General features: G+C 67.0%; 18 protein-coding genes and 1 tRNA gene. 9 read left to right on the top strand and 10 right to left on the bottom strand.

Annotation, left to right across the window (positions count from 1 at the left end):
• Window positions 1-58: 58 nt before the first annotated feature.
• Window positions 59-400 carry a hypothetical protein gene (locus tag ACNQS7_RS30825; RefSeq protein WP_418015536.1) on the top strand — a complete coding sequence of 114 codons (342 nt, stop codon included), beginning with the start codon at window positions 59-61 and terminating at the stop codon, window positions 398-400.
• A gap of 10 nt (window positions 401-410) precedes the next feature.
• Here the strand turns inward: ACNQS7_RS30825 and ACNQS7_RS30830 are convergent, their stop codons facing one another.
• Window positions 411-4,874, bottom strand: a complete 4,464-nt coding sequence (locus ACNQS7_RS30830) for an amino acid adenylation domain-containing protein (protein WP_418015537.1) — start codon at window positions 4,872-4,874, stop codon at window positions 411-413.
• A gap of 485 nt (window positions 4,875-5,359) precedes the next feature.
• Between ACNQS7_RS30830 and ACNQS7_RS30835 the strand changes: the two genes are divergently transcribed.
• Entirely contained in the window at window positions 5,360-6,499 is a 1,140-nt protein-coding gene (locus tag ACNQS7_RS30835) for a zinc-binding dehydrogenase (protein WP_418015538.1), read from the top strand.
• Here the strand turns inward: ACNQS7_RS30835 and ACNQS7_RS30840 are convergent.
• Window positions 6,496-6,933 carry a nitroreductase/quinone reductase family protein gene (locus tag ACNQS7_RS30840; RefSeq protein WP_418015539.1) on the bottom strand — a complete coding sequence of 146 codons (438 nt, stop codon included), beginning with the start codon at window positions 6,931-6,933 and terminating at the stop codon, window positions 6,496-6,498. The genes ACNQS7_RS30835 and ACNQS7_RS30840 overlap by 4 nt on opposite strands.
• A gap of 87 nt (window positions 6,934-7,020) precedes the next feature.
• Between ACNQS7_RS30840 and ACNQS7_RS30845 the strand changes: the two genes are divergently transcribed.
• The gene (locus ACNQS7_RS30845) at window positions 7,021-7,569 is read left to right on the top strand and encodes a TetR/AcrR family transcriptional regulator (RefSeq protein ID WP_418015540.1); all 549 of its coding nucleotides are present in this window, start codon (window positions 7,021-7,023) and stop codon (window positions 7,567-7,569) included.
• Here ACNQS7_RS30845 and ACNQS7_RS30850 read toward each other — a convergent pair.
• A complete protein-coding gene (locus ACNQS7_RS30850) occupies window positions 7,566-8,054 on the bottom strand; it encodes a nitroreductase/quinone reductase family protein (protein WP_418015541.1) in 489 nt (162 codons plus the stop codon). The genes ACNQS7_RS30845 and ACNQS7_RS30850 overlap by 4 nt on opposite strands.
• 78 nt (window positions 8,055-8,132) lie before the next feature.
• On the opposite strand from ACNQS7_RS30850, the gene ACNQS7_RS30855 reads away from it, so the two are divergent.
• Complete coding sequence (locus tag ACNQS7_RS30855) at window positions 8,133-8,963, top strand: LLM class F420-dependent oxidoreductase (protein ID WP_418015542.1); 831 nt, start codon at window positions 8,133-8,135, stop codon at window positions 8,961-8,963.
• Between the two features lie 86 nt (window positions 8,964-9,049).
• On the opposite strand, the gene ACNQS7_RS30860 is transcribed toward ACNQS7_RS30855, so the two are convergent.
• Window positions 9,050-9,120 (bottom strand) — tRNA-Cys (locus tag ACNQS7_RS30860).
• A gap of 65 nt (window positions 9,121-9,185) precedes the next feature.
• Window positions 9,186-10,028 (bottom strand): DUF1707 SHOCT-like domain-containing protein, encoded by an 843-nt coding sequence (locus tag ACNQS7_RS30865; protein ID WP_418015543.1) that lies wholly within the window; start codon window positions 10,026-10,028, stop codon window positions 9,186-9,188.
• A 209-nt stretch (window positions 10,029-10,237) separates the two neighbouring features.
• On the opposite strand from ACNQS7_RS30865, the gene ACNQS7_RS30870 reads away from it, so the two are divergent.
• Genes ACNQS7_RS30870 through ACNQS7_RS30880 form a run of 3 tightly spaced genes read left to right on the top strand, consistent with a single transcriptional unit; the run spans window position 10,238 to window position 13,839 of the window.
• Window positions 10,238-12,781, top strand: a complete 2,544-nt coding sequence (locus ACNQS7_RS30870; RefSeq protein WP_418016215.1) for a SpoIIE family protein phosphatase — start codon at window positions 10,238-10,240, stop codon at window positions 12,779-12,781.
• Window positions 12,781-13,101: an STAS domain-containing protein gene (locus tag ACNQS7_RS30875; RefSeq protein WP_418015544.1), complete on the top strand. Its 321-nt coding sequence runs from the start codon at window positions 12,781-12,783 to the stop codon at window positions 13,099-13,101. Before ACNQS7_RS30870 ends, ACNQS7_RS30875 begins: the two co-directional genes overlap by 1 nt.
• Window positions 13,102-13,128: 27 nt before the next feature.
• Window positions 13,129-13,839 carry a GAP family protein gene (locus tag ACNQS7_RS30880; RefSeq protein WP_418015545.1) on the top strand — a complete coding sequence of 237 codons (711 nt, stop codon included), beginning with the start codon at window positions 13,129-13,131 and terminating at the stop codon, window positions 13,837-13,839.
• A 91-nt stretch (window positions 13,840-13,930) separates the two neighbouring features.
• On the opposite strand, the gene ACNQS7_RS30885 is transcribed toward ACNQS7_RS30880, so the two are convergent.
• Window positions 13,931-14,320, bottom strand: coding sequence for a DUF732 domain-containing protein (locus ACNQS7_RS30885; RefSeq protein WP_418015546.1), 390 nt, complete (start codon window positions 14,318-14,320; stop codon window positions 13,931-13,933).
• A 233-nt stretch (window positions 14,321-14,553) separates the two neighbouring features.
• On the opposite strand from ACNQS7_RS30885, the gene ACNQS7_RS30890 reads away from it, so the two are divergent.
• Entirely contained in the window at window positions 14,554-14,679 is a 126-nt protein-coding gene (locus tag ACNQS7_RS30890) for a hypothetical protein (RefSeq protein WP_269323258.1), read from the top strand.
• Complete coding sequence (locus ACNQS7_RS30895; RefSeq protein ID WP_418015547.1) at window positions 14,676-15,968, top strand: DEAD/DEAH box helicase; 1,293 nt, start codon at window positions 14,676-14,678, stop codon at window positions 15,966-15,968. The genes ACNQS7_RS30890 and ACNQS7_RS30895 overlap by 4 nt, the downstream gene beginning before the upstream one ends.
• 33 nt (window positions 15,969-16,001) lie before the next feature.
• Here the strand turns inward: ACNQS7_RS30895 and ACNQS7_RS30900 are convergent, their stop codons facing one another.
• The 4 genes from ACNQS7_RS30900 to ACNQS7_RS30915 form a co-directional block, all read right to left on the bottom strand.
• On the bottom strand, window positions 16,002-16,307 hold the full coding sequence (locus ACNQS7_RS30900) for a hypothetical protein (protein WP_065046864.1): 306 nt from the start codon (window positions 16,305-16,307) through the stop codon (window positions 16,002-16,004).
• Between the two features lie 185 nt (window positions 16,308-16,492).
• Window positions 16,493-17,599 carry an NDMA-dependent alcohol dehydrogenase gene (locus ACNQS7_RS30905; RefSeq protein WP_418015548.1) on the bottom strand — a complete coding sequence of 369 codons (1,107 nt, stop codon included), beginning with the start codon at window positions 17,597-17,599 and terminating at the stop codon, window positions 16,493-16,495.
• Window positions 17,596-18,867, bottom strand: coding sequence for a cytochrome P450 (locus ACNQS7_RS30910; RefSeq protein ID WP_418015549.1), 1,272 nt, complete (start codon window positions 18,865-18,867; stop codon window positions 17,596-17,598). The genes ACNQS7_RS30905 and ACNQS7_RS30910 overlap by 4 nt, the downstream gene beginning before the upstream one ends.
• A 101-nt stretch (window positions 18,868-18,968) precedes the next feature.
• On the bottom strand, window positions 18,969-20,255 hold the full coding sequence (locus ACNQS7_RS30915) for a sensor histidine kinase (protein ID WP_418015550.1): 1,287 nt from the start codon (window positions 20,253-20,255) through the stop codon (window positions 18,969-18,971).
• Between the last annotated feature and the right edge of the window lie 36 nt (window positions 20,256-20,291).

The raw sequence follows: 20,291 nt of genomic DNA on the forward strand, positions 1-20,291 counted from the left end.
GCGTCGTAAACGATGGAATAGACGGAATTGCCGTGCCGATTCACTCGAGGGAGCCGAAATGAAATTCAAGCGTGTTCGCTGCGGCGCCGCGATATTGGGTTGTGCTGCGGCACTTGCCTTTCCTACGGCGGTTGCCAGTGCTGACCCACCCGACCCGCACCAGCCGGACATGACAAAAGGCTTCTGTCCCGGCGGGCGGTGGGGTTGGGGCAACTTGGCGGTATGCGACGGCGACAGGTACCCGGACGGGTCGTATTGGCATCAGTGGATGAAGACCTGGATGGTCGGTCCGCAGTTCTACTACGACTGCGTCAGTGGCGACGAGCCGATGCCCGGTCCGCCGCCACCCGGTGGCTGCGGCGGCGCGATTCCGCCCGAGGGAGCCGCGCCGCCGAACTGACCGCCAGCGCTCACGGCAGCTGGTCGAGCTCGCCGATAGACGGCAGCGGCCGCCGCGGGTCGTCGGTCACCACCGTCAACAGCTTTTGCAAGCGCCCGACGATGGTCTCTACGGCCTCGGGAGTGAACACGGAGGTGCGATATTCAACGACGCCGCTGATTCCGGCGGCTTCACCGGTATCCGTGAAATGTTCCGCCAGCGACAACAGGAAGTTCATCCGCGCGGTCCCGGTGTGCACCGGGATCGGTGTGATATCGAGATCGCCGAGCGTCAACTCGGCGGGCTTGTTGTTCTGCCACGCCAGCATGACCTGCGTCAACGGCCCCGGCGGGAACGAACGGGCGGCGTTGATCCGGTCGACGAGAATCCCGTAAGGCATGTCCTGGTGATCGAATGCCTGCAGGCTGCGCGTCCGCACCTGTCCCAGCACATCCGCGAAGTCCGGGTCGTCGGTCAACTCGATGCGCAGCAACACGGTGTTGACAAAGATGCCGACCAGGTCGTCCAGCATCGGGTGGCGGCGCCCGGCGACCGCGATGCCGACGACAACGTCGTCGCTTGCGGACAGTTGAGAGAGCAGCACGGTCAAGCCCGCTTGAACGACCATGAAGCTGGTGGCATGGTGCTCACGCGCCAGCTGGTTGATCTGGCGATGCAGCGCCGTGGGCCATTGCACGGCCGCCGTATCGCCCTGGTTGTCGTACGAAGTTGACCCGGCTTCGACAAGAGACAACCGGGAAGGCGCGGGCATGTTCGCGAGAGTTCGCTCCCAGTAACGGAGTTCGGCGTCGATCATGCTGTCGGCATCCGCCGGGTCGCCCAGGTATGCCCGTTGCCACAGCGCGTAGTCGATGTACTGGATCGGCAGCGGCGCCCAGACCGGGGCCTGCCCGGCGTTTCGACTGCGGTAGGCCGCGCTGAGGTCGGCGGCCAATGGGGCCAGTGACCAGCCGTCAACCGCGATGTGGTGCAGCACAAGAGCCAGAACGTGCTCATCGTCGGCCCGGCGGTAAAGCCGGGCCGACACGGGGAGCTCGGCAGCGACGTCGAAATTGCGGCGGGCTTGCGAGGTAACGGCTTCGCGGATCATCTCCGGCGTCCATCCGGTGGCATCGATGACCTCGCAGCGCAATTCGGCCTCGCCGGCCGGCAGGACCACCTGGTGCGGTACACCGTCGACGGCGGGGTAGATGGTGCGCAATGGCTCGTGGCGATGCACCAGGTCGGCCAAAGCCATTGCCAGCGCCCGCGTGTCGAGCTGCCCCCGCAACTCGAATACCCACGGGATGTTGAACACCGCCGACGGTCCCTGCACTTGGATGACACTCCACATGCGTTGTTGGGCAAGGGACAAGGGGACGGTGTCGGGGCGCGCGACCTGTGCAAGCGCTATGGACGGCGCGGTTCCGGTGTGGACGTGCGGCGCCAGCTCAGCGACGGTCGGGGCGTCGAACAACACCCGCACCGACAGGTCCGCGGCCAGTGCGGTGTTGACCGCCGCGACGACGCGCATCGCCAGCAGCGAATCGCCGCCCAGGTCGAAGAACGACTGGTCCGTGCCGACGCGCCGCAGGCCGAGGACGCGCGCGAAGATTCCGGCCACGATTTCCTCCACCGGCGTGGCCGGGGGCCGATACCCGCTGGTGGTGTAGTCGGGCACGGGCAGCGCCGCGACGTCGAGTTTGCCGTTGACGGTCAGCGGCAACCGGGGCAGCGCCACCACGGCCGACGGCAGCATGTAGTCGGGTAGGCGGTCCCGGAGCCCGGCGCGGACCGCGTCGGGGTCGGCCTCGCCGGTGATATAGGCCACCAGGCGTTTCACACCGGGACTGTCTTCCCGGGCGATGACGACCGCGTGCTCCACCCCCGTCGACCGGACCAGCGCCGCGGTGATCTCAGCCGGCTCGATGCGGTAGCCGCGAATCTTCACCTGGTCATCGCAGCGACCCTTATACTGCAGCTGCCCGTCGGGTCCCCAGCAGGCCAGGTCGCCGGTGCGGTACATACGACCGCCCGACGCCGAGGCGAACGGGCACGCCACGAAGCGTGACGCCGTCAATCCCGGTCGGCGCCAATACCCAACGCCCACTTGGCTTCCTGCGATGTACAGTTCTCCGACGACCCCCACCGGCACCTGCCGCAACCACCGGTCCAACACGAACAGTGCCGTCGACGGCAACGGTCGCCCGATGGGCGCCACTCCGGAACCGGCGGTCAACGGTGCGCTGATGGACACGCAGACGGTGGATTCGGTTGGCCCGTAGGCGTTCACCATCACCCGACCGGGGGCCCAGCGGTCCACCACCTCCGCGGTGCAGGCTTCACCGCCGACAACCAGTGCCGTGCCGGTCAAGGTCGGCAACGCCGCAACCGCCGATGGCGTCTGGGTCAGGGCGGTCACGTGTTCTGCCACCAGCAACGCATGAAAGTCGTTCGGGGAGTGGGTGACATCCTCGCTCACCACCACCAGTCGCCCACCGTGCAGCAGCGTGCTCCAGATTTCCCACACCGAGAAATCGAACGCGTAGGAGTGGCACTGGGTCACCGCAGATTCCGTCCGGTCATTGAGCGGGGTCTGCGCCATCGCGAGTTGCGCGATGTTGAGATGCGTGATCGCCACACCTTTGGGCGTCCCAGTTGTGCCGGACGTGTAAAGCAGATAAGCGATGTCGCCGGCGCCCGGCGCCGGCGGAGCGGTATCGGGCTGCGCGGCGATAGCCGGATCGTCGACGCCGATGACCGGCACGTCGTAGCGATCCACCAGGTCCCCGAGCTCGGCGGTGGTCAGCACGGCCGCCGGCCGGGTGTCCGCCAAGAGGAGGGTGACGCGGGCCTGCGGGTGCTCCGGGTCCACGGGCAGGTAGGCAGCTCCCGCTTTGAGGACTGCGAGGATCGCGACGATGGCCCGGCGGCCGCGGGGCAGCAGCAACGCCACGACATCGCCGGGCCCGATACCGCGTCCGGACAGTAGCGATGACAGCCGGTTGCTCGCGGCGTCGAGTTGCCGGTAGGTCAGCACCCCGTCCGGGGAAGTCACGGCGACGGCGTCCGGTGCCCTGCTGACTTGGGCGGCAAACAATTCCGGTATCGATGGAAAGGAGGTGACGGGGCGAGCCAACACGGCGCGGTTGCTCCACGTCATGATCGAGCGGTCCGCCCGCGGGTCCAGCAGATCGATCGACGACAGGCGGCGCCCCGGATCGGCCGCCATGCGGGTCACCAGCCCGGCCAGGCGGTGGGCCAGCGCGGCACCCACGAAGCCCTTCGACGGCGCCCCGGCGCCGGCGGTGCTGACGAGCAGCCGTTGCCCTTCGTTCATGAAGAACAGCCCGAACCGATTTCCGCGACCGAAGTTGGTGTACAGCAGCGAAACCGGTGCATCGCCGAACGGCGGAACGCTCGTCGGCGGAAAGAGGTTCAGCGCGACTCCGCGGTTAGGTCCGCTGAGGTTCTGCACCGGAAACCGTTGGTGCTGCACGATTTTGCGTATCTGCGAGTCCGCGTGCAGGCACAGATCGGCAACGGACGACGTCGCCGCTGTCGTCAACGTCAGGGGAACCACCCCGGCGGCCATCCCCGGGATCGTCTTCAACGTCGCACTGGTGCGCCTGGCTACCGGGAAATCGAGGACCACCTGCGGTCCGCCGCCCTCCCATCCCTGCACGAGAAGGCCACCTGCCGCCGCGATGACCGATGATCGCCTGATGCCCAAAACCCTTGATAGCTCGTCGATTTCGTGCACAACGGCGGGGTCGATTTCAACCGGCTGTGCGGCGACGTAGTAATCGTCACCGTCGCCGGCATCGGTGCTCCGATATTCCACCGGGTCGTTTTGCGGCGGAAGGTTGCCTTTCCAGAAGTCCAGGTCTTCCCGATAGTCGCTGGATGCTTCGTACTCCGATTCGATGCTGACCAGCTCGCCCAGCGTGCCGAAGGGGGATTCCGGAACCGGTGTGCCCGCGGCGAGGGCGGAATAGACGGCGGCAATGCGGTTGACCAGCAGCACGGTACTGAAACCGTCGACAACGATGTGGTGCAGGCAGACGAACAGGAAGGATTGCTTCGGGCCGGTGCGGAACAGTGCGAATCGGAACAGCGGGCCGGCCCACGACATCGGCTCGCGCTGCAGCAAGGATGCGAGCCGGTAGGTTTCCGCGACCGGGTCTTGCGAGTCGCTCACGTCGAGGAACGGGACCGGAACAGCCGGGTAGTCGACAAGCCTCTGGAAGACCTGCCCGTTCGCCTCGAAAATCGCGGCCCTGAGCGCTTCGCAGTCGCTTATCGCGCGATGGACCGCCCGCTCGACCAGGGTCGGCTCTACGGCACCCTCTATAACCGCGAAAAAGCTGGCCTGCCAGGGTATTCCCGATCCGCCGGTCTCCTGGTCGAGCCAGATGTCCAGCTGGCTCCGGGTCAGTGGCAGCGGCTGCTCGTCACCGGCCATGTCGTGGCGATCGCCCGTCAACTCCGGCATCAGGTACCGTCATGTCGCCGAATGGCCAAGACGCGACACCTATCTCTCGTGTGGGTGCTGATAGGTTACCCGCCGCAGATCGGAACTCATCGAGTTCCCGTGTCCTCTGATCGGTGGACGTCGCCGTCCTCCGCACGGTGGAAAATCCAATCCGCCGGATTCACGGCTATTCGGGGGATGTCTCGTTTCCCGAGAATCGGCAGACTTCATGTCGAAGGATGGCAAGCGCCTCCGACAGTTTCAATCACAACCACCAGAGGAGACGTTCCCATGGCACACGAGATCTTGTTCTGCGAGGCAGAGGCCGTTTACACCGCCCCCGCATTTCACGCCGAAAACGTCGTCGACTGACTTCAGCGCCACACCAATAGGAGTTCCATCCTCCTGGATGGGACTCCTATTGTCGTCAGCGGCTTGTCGTCAGCCGCCCCGTGACGATTTGATGGTCTGAGCATCCGCCGCACTCGAGGAATGAGGCACCCGTCATGACCGCAGATCTGCCCGGCACCGCGCTCGAACTGCGTTCCCTGGTGAGTTCGGATGGCACGCTGGAACTTTCGCTGCAGGACGTTCCGGTGCCGACGCCCGGCGCTGACGAGGTGCTGGTCCGGGTGGAGGCCGCACCGATCAATCCGTCAGACCTTGGTCTGCTGGTGGCGACCGCCGACATGTCGAAGGCGACCGTGGCAGGGACGCCCGAGCGTCCCGTCGTCACCGCCCCGATCGGACAGTCCGCGCTGAAAGGACTCGCCGCGCGACTCGGCCAGTCACTTCCGGTGGGCAACGAGGGCGCAGGCACCGTGGTGGCGGCCGGCTCGTCCGAGGCGGCCCAGGCGCTGGCCGGAAAGACGGTGGCGATCGCCGGCGGCGCGATGTATTCGCAATACCGGGCCGTTCCCGCGTCGGCCTGTCTGGTCCTGCCCGGGGACGCCACCGCGCGAGACGGGGCGTCGTCCTTCGTCAATCCGATGACCGCGCTGGGAATGACCGAAACCATGCGCCGCGAAGGACATTCGGCGCTGGTGCACACCGCCGCCGCGTCGAACCTGGGTCAGATGCTGGTCAAGCTGTGCCGGCGGGACGGGATACCGCTGGTGAACATCGTCCGGAAGCCCGAGCAGGAAGATCTGCTGAGATCGCTTGGGGCCGAATACGTCTGCAACTCATCGTCGCAGTCTTTCGAGGCCGACCTCGGTGCGGCACTCAGAGCGACGTCCGCGACGCTGGCCTTCGACGCCGTCGGTGGCGGGACGCTGGTGAGTCAGATCCTCAACGGCATGGAGGAGGCGATCAATGCGACCGCGGCGCAGTACTCGCGCTATGGCTCGAGCGTCCACAAGCAGGTCTACATCTATGGCGCTCTGGACACCAGTCCCACCGTGCTCACCCGGAACTTCGGGATGTCCTGGGGTGTGGGCGGGTGGTTGCTCACCCCGTTCCTGCAGAAAGCCGGCGGCGAAACCTTTGCGCGGCTGCGGGCGCGGGTCGCGGCGGAGCTCACCACCACATTTGCCAGTAGGTACACCCGCGAGGTGTCACTGGCCGGGATGCTCGCGCCCGATGCGTTCAACGAATACGTCAAGCGGGCGACCGGTGAGAAGTTCCTGGTGACCCCGCACGGTTAGTGGCCTCGGTCGGTGAAGTCGATACGCACCGACACCGGCGTCGTCTCCAGCGCCCTGACCACGGTGGCTCCCAGTCGGCCGAACTGCCGGCCCCGCGCCACCACATCGTCATCGGGCCTGAAGGTTGCCACCCCGGTGCGCCACCGATTGCCCTGACGCACACGAACATTGGGGTTGTCGACGATGTTGCGGCCCCATCCGGAGCGGGTGCCGTGCTGGCAGATCAGCCACGCTCCGTCGTCGTCGAACCGCACGGACACCGGAACCCGGCGCAGCCGGCCCGTCTTGCGCCCCACGGTCTCGAGTTCGGTGGCCAGTGGGGTGCGCACACCGAGTTTGCTCAATCCCCTCACGGCCGGGTTGAGCACGTAGCGTCCGACAGCGCGTTCCCGGCGGAACTTCTGCAAGGTCTTGGTTTCGCTCGTGTTCGTCATGGCGCTCTCCGTTTTATACCGATTGGTCTACTGAGACGGTAGTAGACCAATCGGTATACTGCAACTGATGAACCGACGGAGGAGACGATGACCGCTCGTGAGCGCCTGATTGCCAGCGCCATCGAGATGCTGCGCCGGCACGGGGTGGCCGGTACCGGTCTTGCCGAACTGCTCGAGCACAGCGGCACCGCCCGCCGGTCCGTCTATGTCAACTTTCCGGGCGGGAAATCGGAACTGATGACCGAGGCGACCCGAACGGCGGGCCGGCTCCTCGACTCGACACTCACGGTGCCGGACGGCGATGTCCGGGCCGCACTGGCGGCGTTCGTCGAGTCGTGGAAAGACACGCTGCGCACCAGCGACTACACCGCGGGATGCCCGGTGGTGGCGGCCGCGCTCGGACGCAGCGAGTCGCCGGCGGCCGCCGATGCCGCCGGTGAGGTGTTCACCTCATGGCAGCAGGTCATCGCCGCTCGATTGCGGGACGAGGCGGTCGCAATGGACGAGGCGGAATCGGTGGCCACCACCATCGTGGCCGCCGTCGAGGGCGCGGTCATTCTGTGCCTGGCCGCCCGGTCGACCGACCCGCTGGACCGGACCGCACGGATGCTCGACCGGCTGGTCAATAGCGGCTAGCTGTTCGACGCGACGCGACGCAGGAGCACCACCGGGATCTGCCGGCTCGTTCGCTGCTGGTATCCCGTGAAGTACGGATACATCTCGACCAGCTTCCGCCACAATTCCGCGCGCCGATCTGCGGGGGCGAGCTCCGCTTCGACATCGAATCGCTGGTCGTGCACCTGTGCCACGGCGTGCGGGTTTGCCTGCAGATTCAGCCACCACGCCGGGTCGGAGTCGCTGCCGGCATAGGCGGCCGCGATCACGAACCGCTCGGCGTCTTTGATGTAGATCAGCGGAACCGTCTGCGGCTTACCGGTTCTGCGGCCCGTCACGGTGAGCAACATGGTCGGGTACCGGGGGTTCTGGGCTCTGCCCCGGGTCCATCGGTACATCGCCGCGTGCAGATTGCTGAACGTCCGGGTGACCGGCCGCATCGCGGGCCGACTGAGTAGGCGTCCGGCAGCGGAGAACGCTGCGGATGTTCCGGGCTGCCGAGTCATGTACGAGATCTCCTCCCTGGCCGAACACAGCCTAAGGTCGTTGTCAGGTGATGCGACGCCGACCGACAGGGGCAGCGGATGAAATTCGGGATCTCCACATTCGTCAACGACGACAGCATCGACACGGTGTCGCTGGCCCGGGCGATCGAAGAGCGCGGTTTCGAATCGCTGGTGATCGCCGAGCACACGCACATACCCGCGAGCCGCGAGTCCGCTTATCCGCTCGGTGGGGAGTTGCCGAAGATCTACTACCGCACTCTCGATCCGTTCGTCACGCTGGCGGCGGCCGCCGCCGTGACGACCACGATCGAGCTCTTCACCGGAATCGCTTTGCTCATCCAGCGCGACCCGATCATCACGGCCAAAGAGGCCGCGAGCATCGACCTGATCTCGGGTGGTCGGTTCGTGTTCGGTGTGGGCGCCGGATGGAATCTCGAGGAGATGCGCGACCACGGCACCGACCCGAAGACGCGCGGCAAGCTGCTGGACGAGCGCATCGAAGCGATCAAGGTGCTGTGGAGGGACGAGCCCGCCGAATATCACGGCAGATACGTGGACTTCCCGCCGTCCTACATCCGGCCCAAGCCGGTGCGCCGGCCTCATCCGCCGATCTACATAGGCGGCAACTCCGACGCCACGATGAAGCGCGTGGTGCGGCATGAGGCCGGCTGGATCTCCAACCCGTTCCCGATCGAGGAAGTCACCCGCCGCGTCGAACAGTTGCGCGGCCTCGCCGGCCACGACGTCCCGCTGGCGATGTTCGGCACCCCCAACAACCTCGAATACTGGCACGCGGCAGAGGATTTGGGCTTCGGCCAGCTCGCGTTGCTGCTGCCCACCAAACCGCGTGACGAGTCGTTGCGGTTGCTCGACGACTACGCGGCTCGGGTCGCCCAGTACCGCGGCTGACGTCTCCACCGCGGGCAGACACAAAATCGCCCCGGAGCATGCGTTCCAGGGTGACTTTGTGTCTGCTCGCCAGCAGGGGCGCGCAGAGCGAGTGACGGGATTCGAACCCGTGTGTACGGCTTTGCAGGCCGCTGCCTAGCCACTCAGCCACACCCGCGCGAAGCCCTACGGTGCCAGTGGGGACGGGTCGCGGCCCAGTGTTTACCTCGGGCAGATCGCTATCTATCGGCGTGGCCGGTCGATCTCGGTGACCGTGCCGTCCGCGGAGACCACGATCGATCCGCTGCGGCGGGTGTTGTCCGAGACGTGGATGTCGATGTACAGGCTGCCGTCCTTGCGGCTCTCGACCGCCAAGAAGGTCTTCGGCGCGTCGTACAGCTGGAGGGTCTGCGGAGCGTCGTGCAGCACGCCCAGCACTGCCTGCACGTCGAATTTGCCGAGGTCGCCAACACCTGAGCCGGAGAAGGCGGCGGTGCTGGGTCCGCGGTTCGACCAGCTGCCGTCGCGCAGAATCCACTCCACGACCACGTGAGCGTTGGCGGTGTCGGGCCGCAGCACCACGACCTTGTTTTCAAAGATGTTGAGTTGATAGCCGAGCGTGTCGCCGAACTGAGTGCGCATCTGCGCCAGCACGCCGGTTACCCCGCTCAGCGTCAGCAACTGCGGGGGCGCCGCGGGAGTGCTGGACGGCGGTGCTGACGAAACGGTGATCGCCACACTGGGTGACGACGTAGGTTGCGACGTCGGCGGCGCCGACGGGGAGTCGCTGCCGGACAGCCCCCAGGCGAGCTGGATGCCGGCCGCGACGACCGCCAGCCCGACCAGCGCCAGCACCACGCGGCGTTTGTTGATCGACGCCGGCGTGGACGTTCCGGGGGCCGCGGGACGGATCTGCAAGTCCGTTACCAGGGCATGCAGCTGGCGCAAGGTGGTGGCCTTGGTCGCCGAGCCGACCCGCTGCCGGTGCTCCTCGGCCGACAGCTGGCCGTCGTCGAGCGCCGCGTCGAGCACCTGACAGGTGTCGTTGCGGTCCTTGTCGGTTGCACGCGTGTTTTCGCTGACCACGCCGAACATCGTAAGAGGGGCCAGGTATCTACCGGTCGCAAGTTTGACGGCCCGCACGGCCCGCCGAGTACCACCCCGGCCGAGTTTGCGGACCGGTGTTGGCGGGTAGGGGAGCGGGTGCTGTGATTGAACGTGCGGCACACGGGCACGGCGCACAACAACGGAACCCGACGACTAGGCGCGAAAACTATGAACAACGACCGGCAGTCATCAGGCAGCGCGGGCGCCGGCTGGTGAGCGGAATCGACGAACAGCTCGACGAGCTGATAGCGGCTCGCGACCAACTGCAGCAATTGGTGCGGGTCATCGTCGAGATCGGGTCCGATCTGGACCTGGACATGACGTTGCACCGAATCGTCAACGGGGCTATGGAACTGACCGGCGCCAGGTACGGGTCGCTGGGGCTGCGGGCGAGCGACGGCTCGCTGTCCTCCTTCATCTACGAGGGGATCGGCGGCACCACATCTCAGCGGCTCGGGGACCTCCAGGTCGGTGAGGGCATCCGGGTGGATGATCTGACTGCGTTTCCCCAGTCCACGGCTCTTCAGGCGGACGATCCGCCGATCCGCGCGCTGCTGGCGATACCGATCACCGTTCGGGCCGCCGATTTCGGCAACCTGTATCTCGCCGACGACCGCCCGGGCCGGGTGTTCTCCGACTCGCAAGAGGGCGCGGTGCGGGCACTGGCTACGGCCGCGGCCGCCGCGATCGACAACGCGCGGCTCTTCGAGCGGGAGCGCGAAACCGCGAGGTGGACCAATGCCAGCCGCGAGATCACCACGGCGCTGCTGTCCGGTGATCCCCAGACCGGGCCGCTGCAGCTCATCGTCAACCGGGCGCTGGAGTTGGCCGATGCCGAGCAGGCGATTCTGTTGGTGCCGGGCGAGCCCGGTCTTCCCGCTTTCGAAGTGAACACGCTCGTCGTGGCCGCCACTGCGGGCCGGTACACCTCGCAGGTCGTCGGTCAGCAGGTGCCGATGGATGCCTCCACCACGGGCGGTGTGGCGCGCCGGGGCCTACCGCTGATCACCGATTCCTTCCAGTACCCGATCGAGGGGTTCACCGATGTCGGTGAGCGCTCGGCCATCGTCATACCGCTGGTCGCCGACGAGGCGGTACTCGGTGTCATCGCAGTCGCGCGCGGCCCCCAACAACAGGCCTTCGGTAGTGACTACCTCGCGCTCGTCAGCGATTTCGCCCAGCATGCCGCTATCGCGCTGGCACTGGCGGCCGGACGTCAGCACGCGCTCAATCAGGAATTGGCACAGGCGGATTCGGTCGACGACGCGGTGCAGACGGCTGCCGAAGAACTGCGCCGGTTGTGGCGGGCGCGCCGCGTCCTGGCCGTCACCTTCCCGGCGCGCAGCGACGCCACCAAGTCCGTCGCCTACGGTGCGCCGCTGGTGGTCTCGGTCGGCGAGCCGGCGCGATGGGCGGACCTGTCGCCGGAGGAGCGCGAGTTGCTCACCGCATTGCGCGACGGCGACCTTCTCACGCCCGACATCACGAAACCCGGGACGGCCGGCATCGCGCTGCAGCATCCCGAGGGGGTGCTCGTCGTCTGGATCGAACTGTCCGAGCGACGGCCGTTCACCCTCGAGGACCAGACCTTGCTCACCGTGCTGGCGGGCCGCCTCGGCCAGGGCCTGCAGCGGGTGCACCAGGTTGACCAGCAGCGGGAAACCGCCCTGGCGCTGCAACACGCCATTCTGGGTCCCGCGGAGTTGCCGCACGGGTTCACCGTCCGATATCAGGCCGCCAGCCCGCCCCTGCAGGTGGGCGGGGACTGGTACGACATCGTCGAACTGGACGACGGACGGATCGCGTTGATCGTCGGGGACTGCGTCGGCCATGGCCTGGCCGCCGCAACCGTGATGGGGCAGGTGCGCAGCGCCTGCCGCGCGTTGTTGTTCGACAACTCCAGCCCCAGCGCCGTGCTCGCCGGGATGGACCGGTTCGCCGCGCGGCTGCCCGGTGCACCGTGTACCACCGCCGTCTGCGTGGTGCTCAACCCCGACACCGGTGAACTGGTGTATTCCAGCGCCGGCCACCCCCCGCCCATTGTCGTCGACGCCGACGGAACCATCCGGAAACTCGACGACGGCCGCACCATCGCCCTGGGGATGCGGCCCGGCTGGCCACGTACCGATGCGCACGCGACGATGCCCGCACGCGCCACCCTGGCCCTCTACACCGACGGCCTGGTCGAACGGCGGCGCGTGCCGATCGAGCACGGTATCTCCCGCGCCGCCGGCTTCATCCAGGACGGCCGCGCCAGCGAACTCGACGGCCTGGCAAACCAGATCATGTCCGGCCTCGCACCGAGCGACGGTTATCAGGACGACGTCGTCCTCATGCTCTACCGCCATCCGGCGCCGCTGGAGATGACGTTTCCCGCCGACCCGGAGAACCTCGCGGCGTCTCGCTCCGCGCTCCGCAACTGGTTGTCGCGCGCCCGGCTGGACCAGGATCAAGCGGCGAAGGTGCTGCTGGCCGCCGGAGAGGCCGTCGCCAACGCCATCGAGCACGGCCATCGGCACAGCCCGGGCGGCACTGTGACGCTCGGTGCGACGGCACTGGACGACCAGGTGCAGCTCACGATCACCGACAGCGGCTCCTGGAAGACGCCGGATCCGGATTCCTACCCGCGGCGTGGCCGGGGGATCAAGCTCATGCGCGCGCTCATGCACGAGGTCACGATCGCCTACGACAACGCCGGAACCACGGTTCATCTATCCGCGAGGATCTCCTGATGCCCACGTCACTCACCCTGGACACCACCCGCGGAAACGATGGCGAATTCGTGCTATTGGCAGTGGGCGAAATTGATTTGAGCAATGTCGACGCGTTCGACCGGGCGCTGACCACCGCCGCGAACGAGGCGGCGGGCCGTGACCAGAAACTCACCGTCGACCTCAGTGCCGTCGAATACCTGGACAGCGCCGCAATCAACGCGCTGTTCAACCAGGCCGACCACATCCACCTGATTGCGCATCCGCTGCTGATGTCCATTCTTTCCATGTGCGGGCTCACCGAACTGGTCACCACCGAACCGGCACCGGCGGGGCACTGACGCTCCTAGCGCCGCACGCAGAACGCTATGTGGATTCCCATCTTGGTGATGGCTCTGGCCGTGAGCCTCGAACCGTTCCGGATCGGCATGACGGTGTTGATGCTGAACAGGCCCAGACCGGTGCTGCAGTTGGGTGCGTTTCTGTGTGGCGGCTTCTCGATGGGCGTCTCGGTGGGTCTGGTCGTCATTTTCGTCTTCCGGCGACGGCTGGTGGCTTCCGCGCACCTCACCCTGCCCACCGTTCAGGTCCTGATCGGCGGGCTGGCGGTCGTGGTGGCCGCGGCACTGGCTGTGCGGGTCGTGATGGAGCGCTTCCGGCCCGGGCGCCCGGTGGACGGCGACCTCGTCGGGCGCGGCGACCCAGCCGAGCGCGAAACCTATGTCCGCCGGCTGCACATGTGGGTTCGACAGCTGCTGACCGGACGGCAATTGTGGGTCGCCGCGTTGGCCGGTCTCGGGATCGCGCTCCCGTCGGTGGATTACCTGGCCGCGCTGGCCGTCATCCTGGCATCGGGTGCGGCGGCCGCCGACCAGGTTGGTGCGCTGCTGCTCTACAACGTCGTTGCCTTTGCCTTGGTTGAGGTCTCGCTGCTCGCGTATCTGCTGGCTCCGGGTACCACACGCCGATCTCTGACCGCGTTGAACACCTGGGTCGGCTCACGGCGCCGCATGGAAGTCGCCGCCCTGCTCCTGGTCGTCGGCCTGGTCCTGATCGGCGCGGGCGTTGCGAGCTCCTGACACGCCTTCGAGCAACTCGGCGTGAGGAACGGTCATGGGTGCCACCAATCATGCTGCGCGGCAGCGCCATATCGCGTCGCCGGGCGCCGGCTCACTCCACCGGAATGTTCGGCACCACCGGCTCACCGATGGTCGCGTTGTACTGCGGGCAGTAAGCCAGTGTCGCCGCATTGACGATGTTCAACGCCGTTCCCTCGTCTCCGGTTACCGAACCGGTGCCCAGACCTATGGTTTCGACGCCGTTGCCGGCCACCACGATGTTGGCGGCCTGCAGGTCGGTCTGACCTTGCGCCCGGGCATCGCAGACCTGTTGGGCCAACGGAATTATCGCCCGTGCCGCGGCTTCCGACGTCGGGGGAGCGAACACGCGCGTCATGTAGTCGACGAAGAAGGTCTCGCCGCTTCCCGGTCCTGGCTCCGCGGATGCCACCGGCGTGACCGCGAGCGCTAACGACGCCAGACCCGCTACGACACTGCTCACTTTGCCTGACACCGCACCTCCAGCCGATCTGCACCGATTGCCAGGCGAAGGTAGCACCGCAGGGCTGTGAGCGGGCGACTTCGCGCTGCATTAGGGCCGCACGCGTCGTTGAGATAGACTGTCTACAACGTTGGCCTTCCATTACTACCGCCAACACGTCGTGGAACGTTCCTCATCCCACCGGCGCCAGCCCGAAATTCGCGGCTCCGCGCGTCCGTCCAGATGATCCGTGCATGAAGCACTACGGTCTCGCGGCGATCGATTTTGCCCACCGGCAATCTCGCCAGCTTGTGCCAGCTCTGCGCGAACTCCTCGCGACGATCCGGCGCACCCGATGCCTGAAAGGCACCGAAAAGTGACTGATAACAAGACCTTTGCCGACCTCGGCGTGAGCGCACCCTTGGTCGGCGTGCTCGCCGACGCCGGTATCACCGCTCCCTTCCCGATCCAGGTCCAGACCCTGCCCGACACGCTCGCCGGCCGAGATGTCCTCGGACGCGGCAAAACCGGCAGCGGAAAGACGCTCGCCTTCTCGATTCCGTTGGTCAGCCGGCTCTCGCCGGCCAAGCGGCGCCCGTCACGGCCGTCGGGTCTGGTGTTGGCGCCCACCCGTGAACTGGCCACCCAGATCACCGCGACACTCGAACCGCTTGTTGCCGCCCGCAATCTGCGCGTCACCACCATCTTCGGCGGCGTATCGCAGAACCGACAGGTAGCCGCGCTGCAGGCCGGCGTCGACATCGTGGTGGCCTGCCCGGGGCGGCTGGAAGACCTCATGAAACAACGCCTGGTCAGCCTGGACGCGATCGAGATCACTGTCATCGACGAAGCCGACCACATGGCCGATCTCGGGTTCCTGCCCGGCGTCACCCGCATCCTTGCCGCCACTCCGGCCGGTGGCCAGCGCCTGCTGTTCTCGGCCACCCTCGACAATGGTGTCGACAAACTCGTCAACCGGTTCCTGCGCGATCAGGTGCTGCACTCGGTGGACGAGTTGAACGCGCCGGTGTCGGCGATGACCCACCATGTGTTCCACGTCGCCGGCGCCGAGGCCAAGAAGGAACTCGTGCACCGGCTGGCCTCGGGCAGTGGGCGTCGAATTTTGTTCATGCGCACCAAACATCACGCCCGTCGGCTCGCCAAGCAGCTCACCGATGCCGGTATTCCATCAGTTGACTTGCACGGCAACCTTTCCCAGCCGGCGCGGGACCGCAATCTGGCCGCTTTCACCACCGGTGAGGCCAGAGTCCTGGTGGCCACCGACATCGCCGCCCGCGGCGTGCACGTCGACGAGGTCGAATTGGTGGTGCACATCGACCCGCCCGCCGAGCACAAGGCTTATCTGCATCGTTCCGGGCGCACCGCGCGGGCCGGAAATGCGGGCGACGTTGTCACAGTGGTGTTGCCCGAGCAGCGCAACGACACCCGGGCCTTGTTGCGTAAGGCCGGTATCCGGGTCGAGCCGCGGCACGTCACCGCGGATTCCGCCGAAGTGCAGGCGTTGGTGGGAGAGATTGCGCCGTACCGCGCGCCGGCTCCCAGAGTGACTGCGCCGCAACCGGCTAAGCCCGCCAGGCGGCATGGGTCGGGTGCGGCCGGACAACGGCGTCGTCGCCGGCCGAGCGGACTGCAGCGTACGGCTCGCTAGACGGCCGGCGGGCTGCGATCAGTCAGGCTGCGATCAGGCGGGCTCGCACTCCGGGATCGTGATGTTCTTCAGCTTGAGTTCGTCGCAATAGGCCTGAAAATCCCTGCCCTGCTGCTCATCCTCGGCGATCTGGTTCTCCAGGCCGCAGGAGTTGTTCAGCAGGCAGGGGTCCTCCGGCGTCGCCGTGATGGAGGCCGGTGCGTTGCTGAGGGTCTGGGCCTCGGCTGCGCCGAAACTGACCGCTACTCCACCGATCACCGCGGCAACCCAGATCAACCGGATCGGCCGGCGCGCGCGCCGGGGCCGTGACTGCGCAGGTGCTGATTTTTCCTCGAACATCTACCACTCCTTGATAGTTGACGGGCCAATCTGGGGTTCCAGACGAGTCAGCGTCGCCGCCGCGGCACCAACTTTCGGGATCGTAGCTGCTCAGGCGCCAAACCGCCTGCCATAATCGACCCATCTGCAACTATTGCACATGACACTAATTACGGTCAAGGGGCGCGCGGACGGACCGCGGTTGATCAGAAGCGGATCAGCCCCCGCAGATTCACCCCGGCGTGCATATCGGCGTAGCCCTCGTTGATCTCCTCGAGCGTGTACTCGCGGGTCACCAGTTCGTCGAGCTTCAGCCGCCCGGCCCGGTACAGGTCGAGCATCCGGGGAATGTCGCGGCGTGGGTTCGACGAGCCGAAAAGGGAGCCGCGGACCTGCTTTTCGTAGAGAGTCAGATCGAACAGCGACATGGCCACACTCGTGTCGGTGGGGTGGGGGATGGCGGTCATCACCACGCGGCCGCGCTTGCCGACCAGGCTCAGAGCCTGTGCCACGTAGGCGCCTTCGGCCGAGTCGGTGCTGACCACGCAGACGTCGGCCAGCTGCCCGCGGGTCAGGTCGGTGACGAGCGCCAGCGCTTCGTCGACGGTCGCCGCCGTGTGGGTAGCGCCGAATTCGAGTGACCGGTTGCGTTTGTACTCGACCGGGTCGAGCGCGACGATGACGCGGGCGCCGGCTATGCGTGCTCCCTGAACGGCGTTCATGCCGATGCCACCGACCCCCATGACCACCACGGTGTCGCCGTCACCCGCCTCGCCGGTGCGCACCATGCTGCCGTAACCGGTGGTGACTCCGCATCCGACCAGCGCGGCGGTGTCCAGTGCGGTGCCGGGGTCGACCTTGATGACCGAGGCCATCGGGACCACGGTGTATTCGGAAAAGGTTCCCAGCACGCACATCTGGCCCAGCCCCTGACCTCTGGCGTGGAACCGGAAGGTTCCGTCGAGCTGCGGCCCGGCGATGATCGCCGCCCCCAGCACGCACAGGTTGCTCATCCCGCGGGCGCACGGTTCGCACCGGCCGCAGGCCGGAATGAAGCTCAACACCACCGAATCACCTTCGGCCACTTCGGTGACGCCCGGGCCGACCTCGACCACCACCCCGGCCCCCTCGTGCCCACCGACCACCGGCAACTGCATGGGCATGTCGCCGGTGATCAGATGATCGTCGGAGTGACACAGTCCGCTGGCCGTCAGCTTGACCAGAACCTCGTTCTGCCTGGGCCCGTCGAGGTCGACCTCTTCGATCTCCCACTTCTGGTGCAGGCCCCACAACACCGCAGCTTTGGTCTTCATCGTTCCGGCGTCCAGGTCGCGGGCAGGCTGTTGATGCCGTTGATGAAGTTCGCCAGCGCGTATTGGGGCTCCGGCGCCGAGATGTCCGGGATGCGGGTGTAGACCTCGGTCAGCAGGGCCTTGAGCATGGTGCGGGCCAACGCGGCGCCGAGGCAGAAGTGCGGACCACCGCCCCCGAAAGCAATGTGCGGGTTCGGGTTTCGCTGGATATTGAAGGTGTGCGGATCGTCGAAGACGTCTTCGTCGCGATTGCCGGAGTAGTACCACAGCACCACCTTGTCGCCGGCCTTGATCTCCGCGTCGCGCACGGTGATATCGCGGGTGGCGGTGCGGCGCATGTGGAGCAACGGTGATCCCCAGCGCAGCACCTCCTCCACCGCAGTGCCGACCCGTCCCTCGACGTCCTCGGCCAGTAGCGCGCGCTGGTCGGGAAACTTGGACAGGGCGGCGATCGCGTGCGCCGAGGCATGTCGGGTGGTGTCGTTGGACGCCACGCCCATCAGGACGAAGAAGGCCCGCAATTCGTCATCGGTCATCTTCTTGCCGTCGAATTCGGCCTGCACCATCCAGGTCATCAGGTCGTCACCGGGGTTGGCCCGCCGCTGCGGGATCAACTCCGACGCCACCGCATGCAAATCCAGCACGGCGCCCATGAACAGTTCCAGTTCGCTCTGCTCGCCGCGGATGTTGGGGTCGGTCCACCCCACCAGTCGCTGGGCGGCGGTGACGGCCTTGTCGCGCAGATCGCCCTCGGGCAGGCCGAAGAAACTGCCGAAGATCCGGCCGGGCAGCTTCACCGACACCAGCTGGACGAAATCACCTTCGCCCAGGTGAGCCATTTCGCTCACCAGATCGTGGGCGTGGCCGCGGATCCAGCCCTCCAGTCGGCGCACGTTCTTGGGCTTGAACGCCTCGGTTGTGATGCCGCGCAACTGGGTGTGCCGCGGGGCGTCCATCGCGATGAACGACTGCGCGATTTCGACCGCTTCGGGGGCGAAGTCCTCCATCGTGATGCCCTGGGCCGACGAGAAGATCTCGGGGTGGCGGCTGGCCATCCGGATGTCGTCCTGCTTGGTCAGCGACCAGAAGCCCCGATTGTTGAGTTCGGGAGGCAGCAGGTCCGATTCAGCCGGCCGGCTCCAGGGCACCGGGTTCTCGGCACGCAATACGGCGAAGGCGGCGTCGCGCTCTTCGGGCGGTTTTGCCCAGAACGCACGCGCGCTCAGGTCGATGTCCTTGTGAGTGGGGTTGGTGGTGGGTGCGGTCATCCGAGGGTCCCTTTCTCGCCCGATGGACCCAATGGTGGTCAGCGGGGGGCGGCGGCGGCACCGGCGCGCGTGCCAACTAGTGGCCTGCGTGGGCCAACGACTCAGCCGGCCGGCGCGCGGAGGGTGGCGACGAGTCCGCCGCCGGCGCGTGCGGCGAAGTCGACGCGGCCGCCCATCGCCTCGACGATCTGCTGGACGATCCACAGGCCGAGGCCCGCGGTGCCGCGCCGGCCGCCCCGGCTGACGTACTTGGTGGTCAGCTCGCCCAGGCTGTCGGCCGGGATGCCCGGACCGCGGTCGGCGACGGTGATGATTAACTCGTCGCCTTCGTGCGTGCACCTGACATCGACCGGTTCGTCGCGGCCGTGCCGGGCGGCGTTCTCGAGCAGATTGGTCAGTACCCGCCGCAGCGCCTGTGCGTCTACCGAGACGGCGCCGACGTCGGCGTTGACCTGGAGGCGCGGCGGCCCCAGGCCGACGGAGTCGGCGGCGGCGAAGATCAGGTCGGCGATGTCGACGCGCCGTACCCGGCCGGTCGAGAACGTGGGGCGGCGGCTCAGCGCGACGTCGGACAGGGCGTCGAGCATGTCGCCGAGGTGGCGCACGTGCCGCGCCACCAGGTGCAGACTGGCCTGCCGGTCACCCTCGGACATCGGCCGCGGGGAGGTGAGCGCTTCGGTCAGCGCCTCCAATGACGCCACGGGCGTGCGGAATTCGTGCACCAGCACCTGCAGTCCGTCCTGCTGAGATTGGTAGGAGCGCAGCAGGCGGGCCCGCAGGTCGCGTTCCTCTTCAGCGGCGGCATGTTCGGCTTCGGCTTCGACCAGCGCGGTCAGCCGCGAGCGGTGTTCCCGTTCGGCCAGCGCGGACAACCCGGCGGTGATGATCGCGACGAACAACAGATAGAGCGCCGACCAGCCGGCCAACAGCGCCGGTGCCGCGGTCACCGGCTGTCGCGGGGATGCGGTCAACGCCACCGGGACATAGGCTGCCCCCAAAAGCACTGCGGCAACCAGGGTTTCGATCAGCGACAGGCGGGCCGCGGAGGCGATGACGGCCAGCGCCAGCACCGACACCACCGGGCTGTACACGCCACCGCTCAACGCGATGAGCGCGAGGGTGAACGCCGAGTCGAAGGCGGTGACCAGCCACGCGTACCGGGTGCGGCGGACCTCCAGCTGCGGATAGGCCATCAGCGCGGCCGCGTAGGCCATGGCGGCGCCGAGCACCACCACCGTGGCCGCGGTGTGCTCCCGGACCCAGTACGGTCCGATTGCCAACAAGGCACCGATCGAGATCACCACCGCCACCCGTACCGCCACCACGGTGCGGGCCAGACCGTAGTCCTGGCCCCCGAAGTCCGTTCTGAGTCGATCGAGCGGTCTCACCCGGCTGACCATAGGGTTTGGTCTAGCATCACGGCA

It is taken from the genome of Mycobacterium sp. 23 (genome assembly GCF_048287075.1).
GTDB classification, from domain to species: domain Bacteria; phylum Actinomycetota; class Actinomycetes; order Mycobacteriales; family Mycobacteriaceae; genus Mycobacterium; species Mycobacterium gordonae_B.

What these genes read in the sequence shown, in the direction of transcription:
- ACNQS7_RS30825 (WP_418015536.1), top strand. Translation starts at nt 59, where the DNA reads ATGAAATTCAAGCGTGTTCGCTGCGGCGCCGCGATATTGGGTTGTGCT.
- ACNQS7_RS30830 (WP_418015537.1), bottom strand. Translation starts at nt 4,874, where the DNA reads ATGCCGGAGTTGACGGGCGATCGCCACGACATGGCCGGTGACGAGCAG.
- ACNQS7_RS30835 (WP_418015538.1), top strand. Translation starts at nt 5,360, where the DNA reads ATGACCGCAGATCTGCCCGGCACCGCGCTCGAACTGCGTTCCCTGGTG.
- ACNQS7_RS30840 (WP_418015539.1), bottom strand. Translation starts at nt 6,933, where the DNA reads ATGACGAACACGAGCGAAACCAAGACCTTGCAGAAGTTCCGCCGGGAA.
- ACNQS7_RS30845 (WP_418015540.1), top strand. Translation starts at nt 7,021, where the DNA reads ATGACCGCTCGTGAGCGCCTGATTGCCAGCGCCATCGAGATGCTGCGC.
- ACNQS7_RS30850 (WP_418015541.1), bottom strand. Translation starts at nt 8,054, where the DNA reads ATGACTCGGCAGCCCGGAACATCCGCAGCGTTCTCCGCTGCCGGACGC.
- ACNQS7_RS30855 (WP_418015542.1), top strand. Translation starts at nt 8,133, where the DNA reads ATGAAATTCGGGATCTCCACATTCGTCAACGACGACAGCATCGACACG.
- ACNQS7_RS30875 (WP_418015544.1), top strand. Translation starts at nt 12,781, where the DNA reads ATGCCCACGTCACTCACCCTGGACACCACCCGCGGAAACGATGGCGAA.
- ACNQS7_RS30880 (WP_418015545.1), top strand. Translation starts at nt 13,129, where the DNA reads ATGTGGATTCCCATCTTGGTGATGGCTCTGGCCGTGAGCCTCGAACCG.
- ACNQS7_RS30890 (WP_269323258.1), top strand. Translation starts at nt 14,554, where the DNA reads ATGAAGCACTACGGTCTCGCGGCGATCGATTTTGCCCACCGGCAATCT.
- ACNQS7_RS30900 (WP_065046864.1), bottom strand. Translation starts at nt 16,307, where the DNA reads ATGTTCGAGGAAAAATCAGCACCTGCGCAGTCACGGCCCCGGCGCGCG.
- ACNQS7_RS30905 (WP_418015548.1), bottom strand. Translation starts at nt 17,599, where the DNA reads ATGAAGACCAAAGCTGCGGTGTTGTGGGGCCTGCACCAGAAGTGGGAG.
- ACNQS7_RS30910 (WP_418015549.1), bottom strand. Translation starts at nt 18,867, where the DNA reads ATGACCGCACCCACCACCAACCCCACTCACAAGGACATCGACCTGAGC.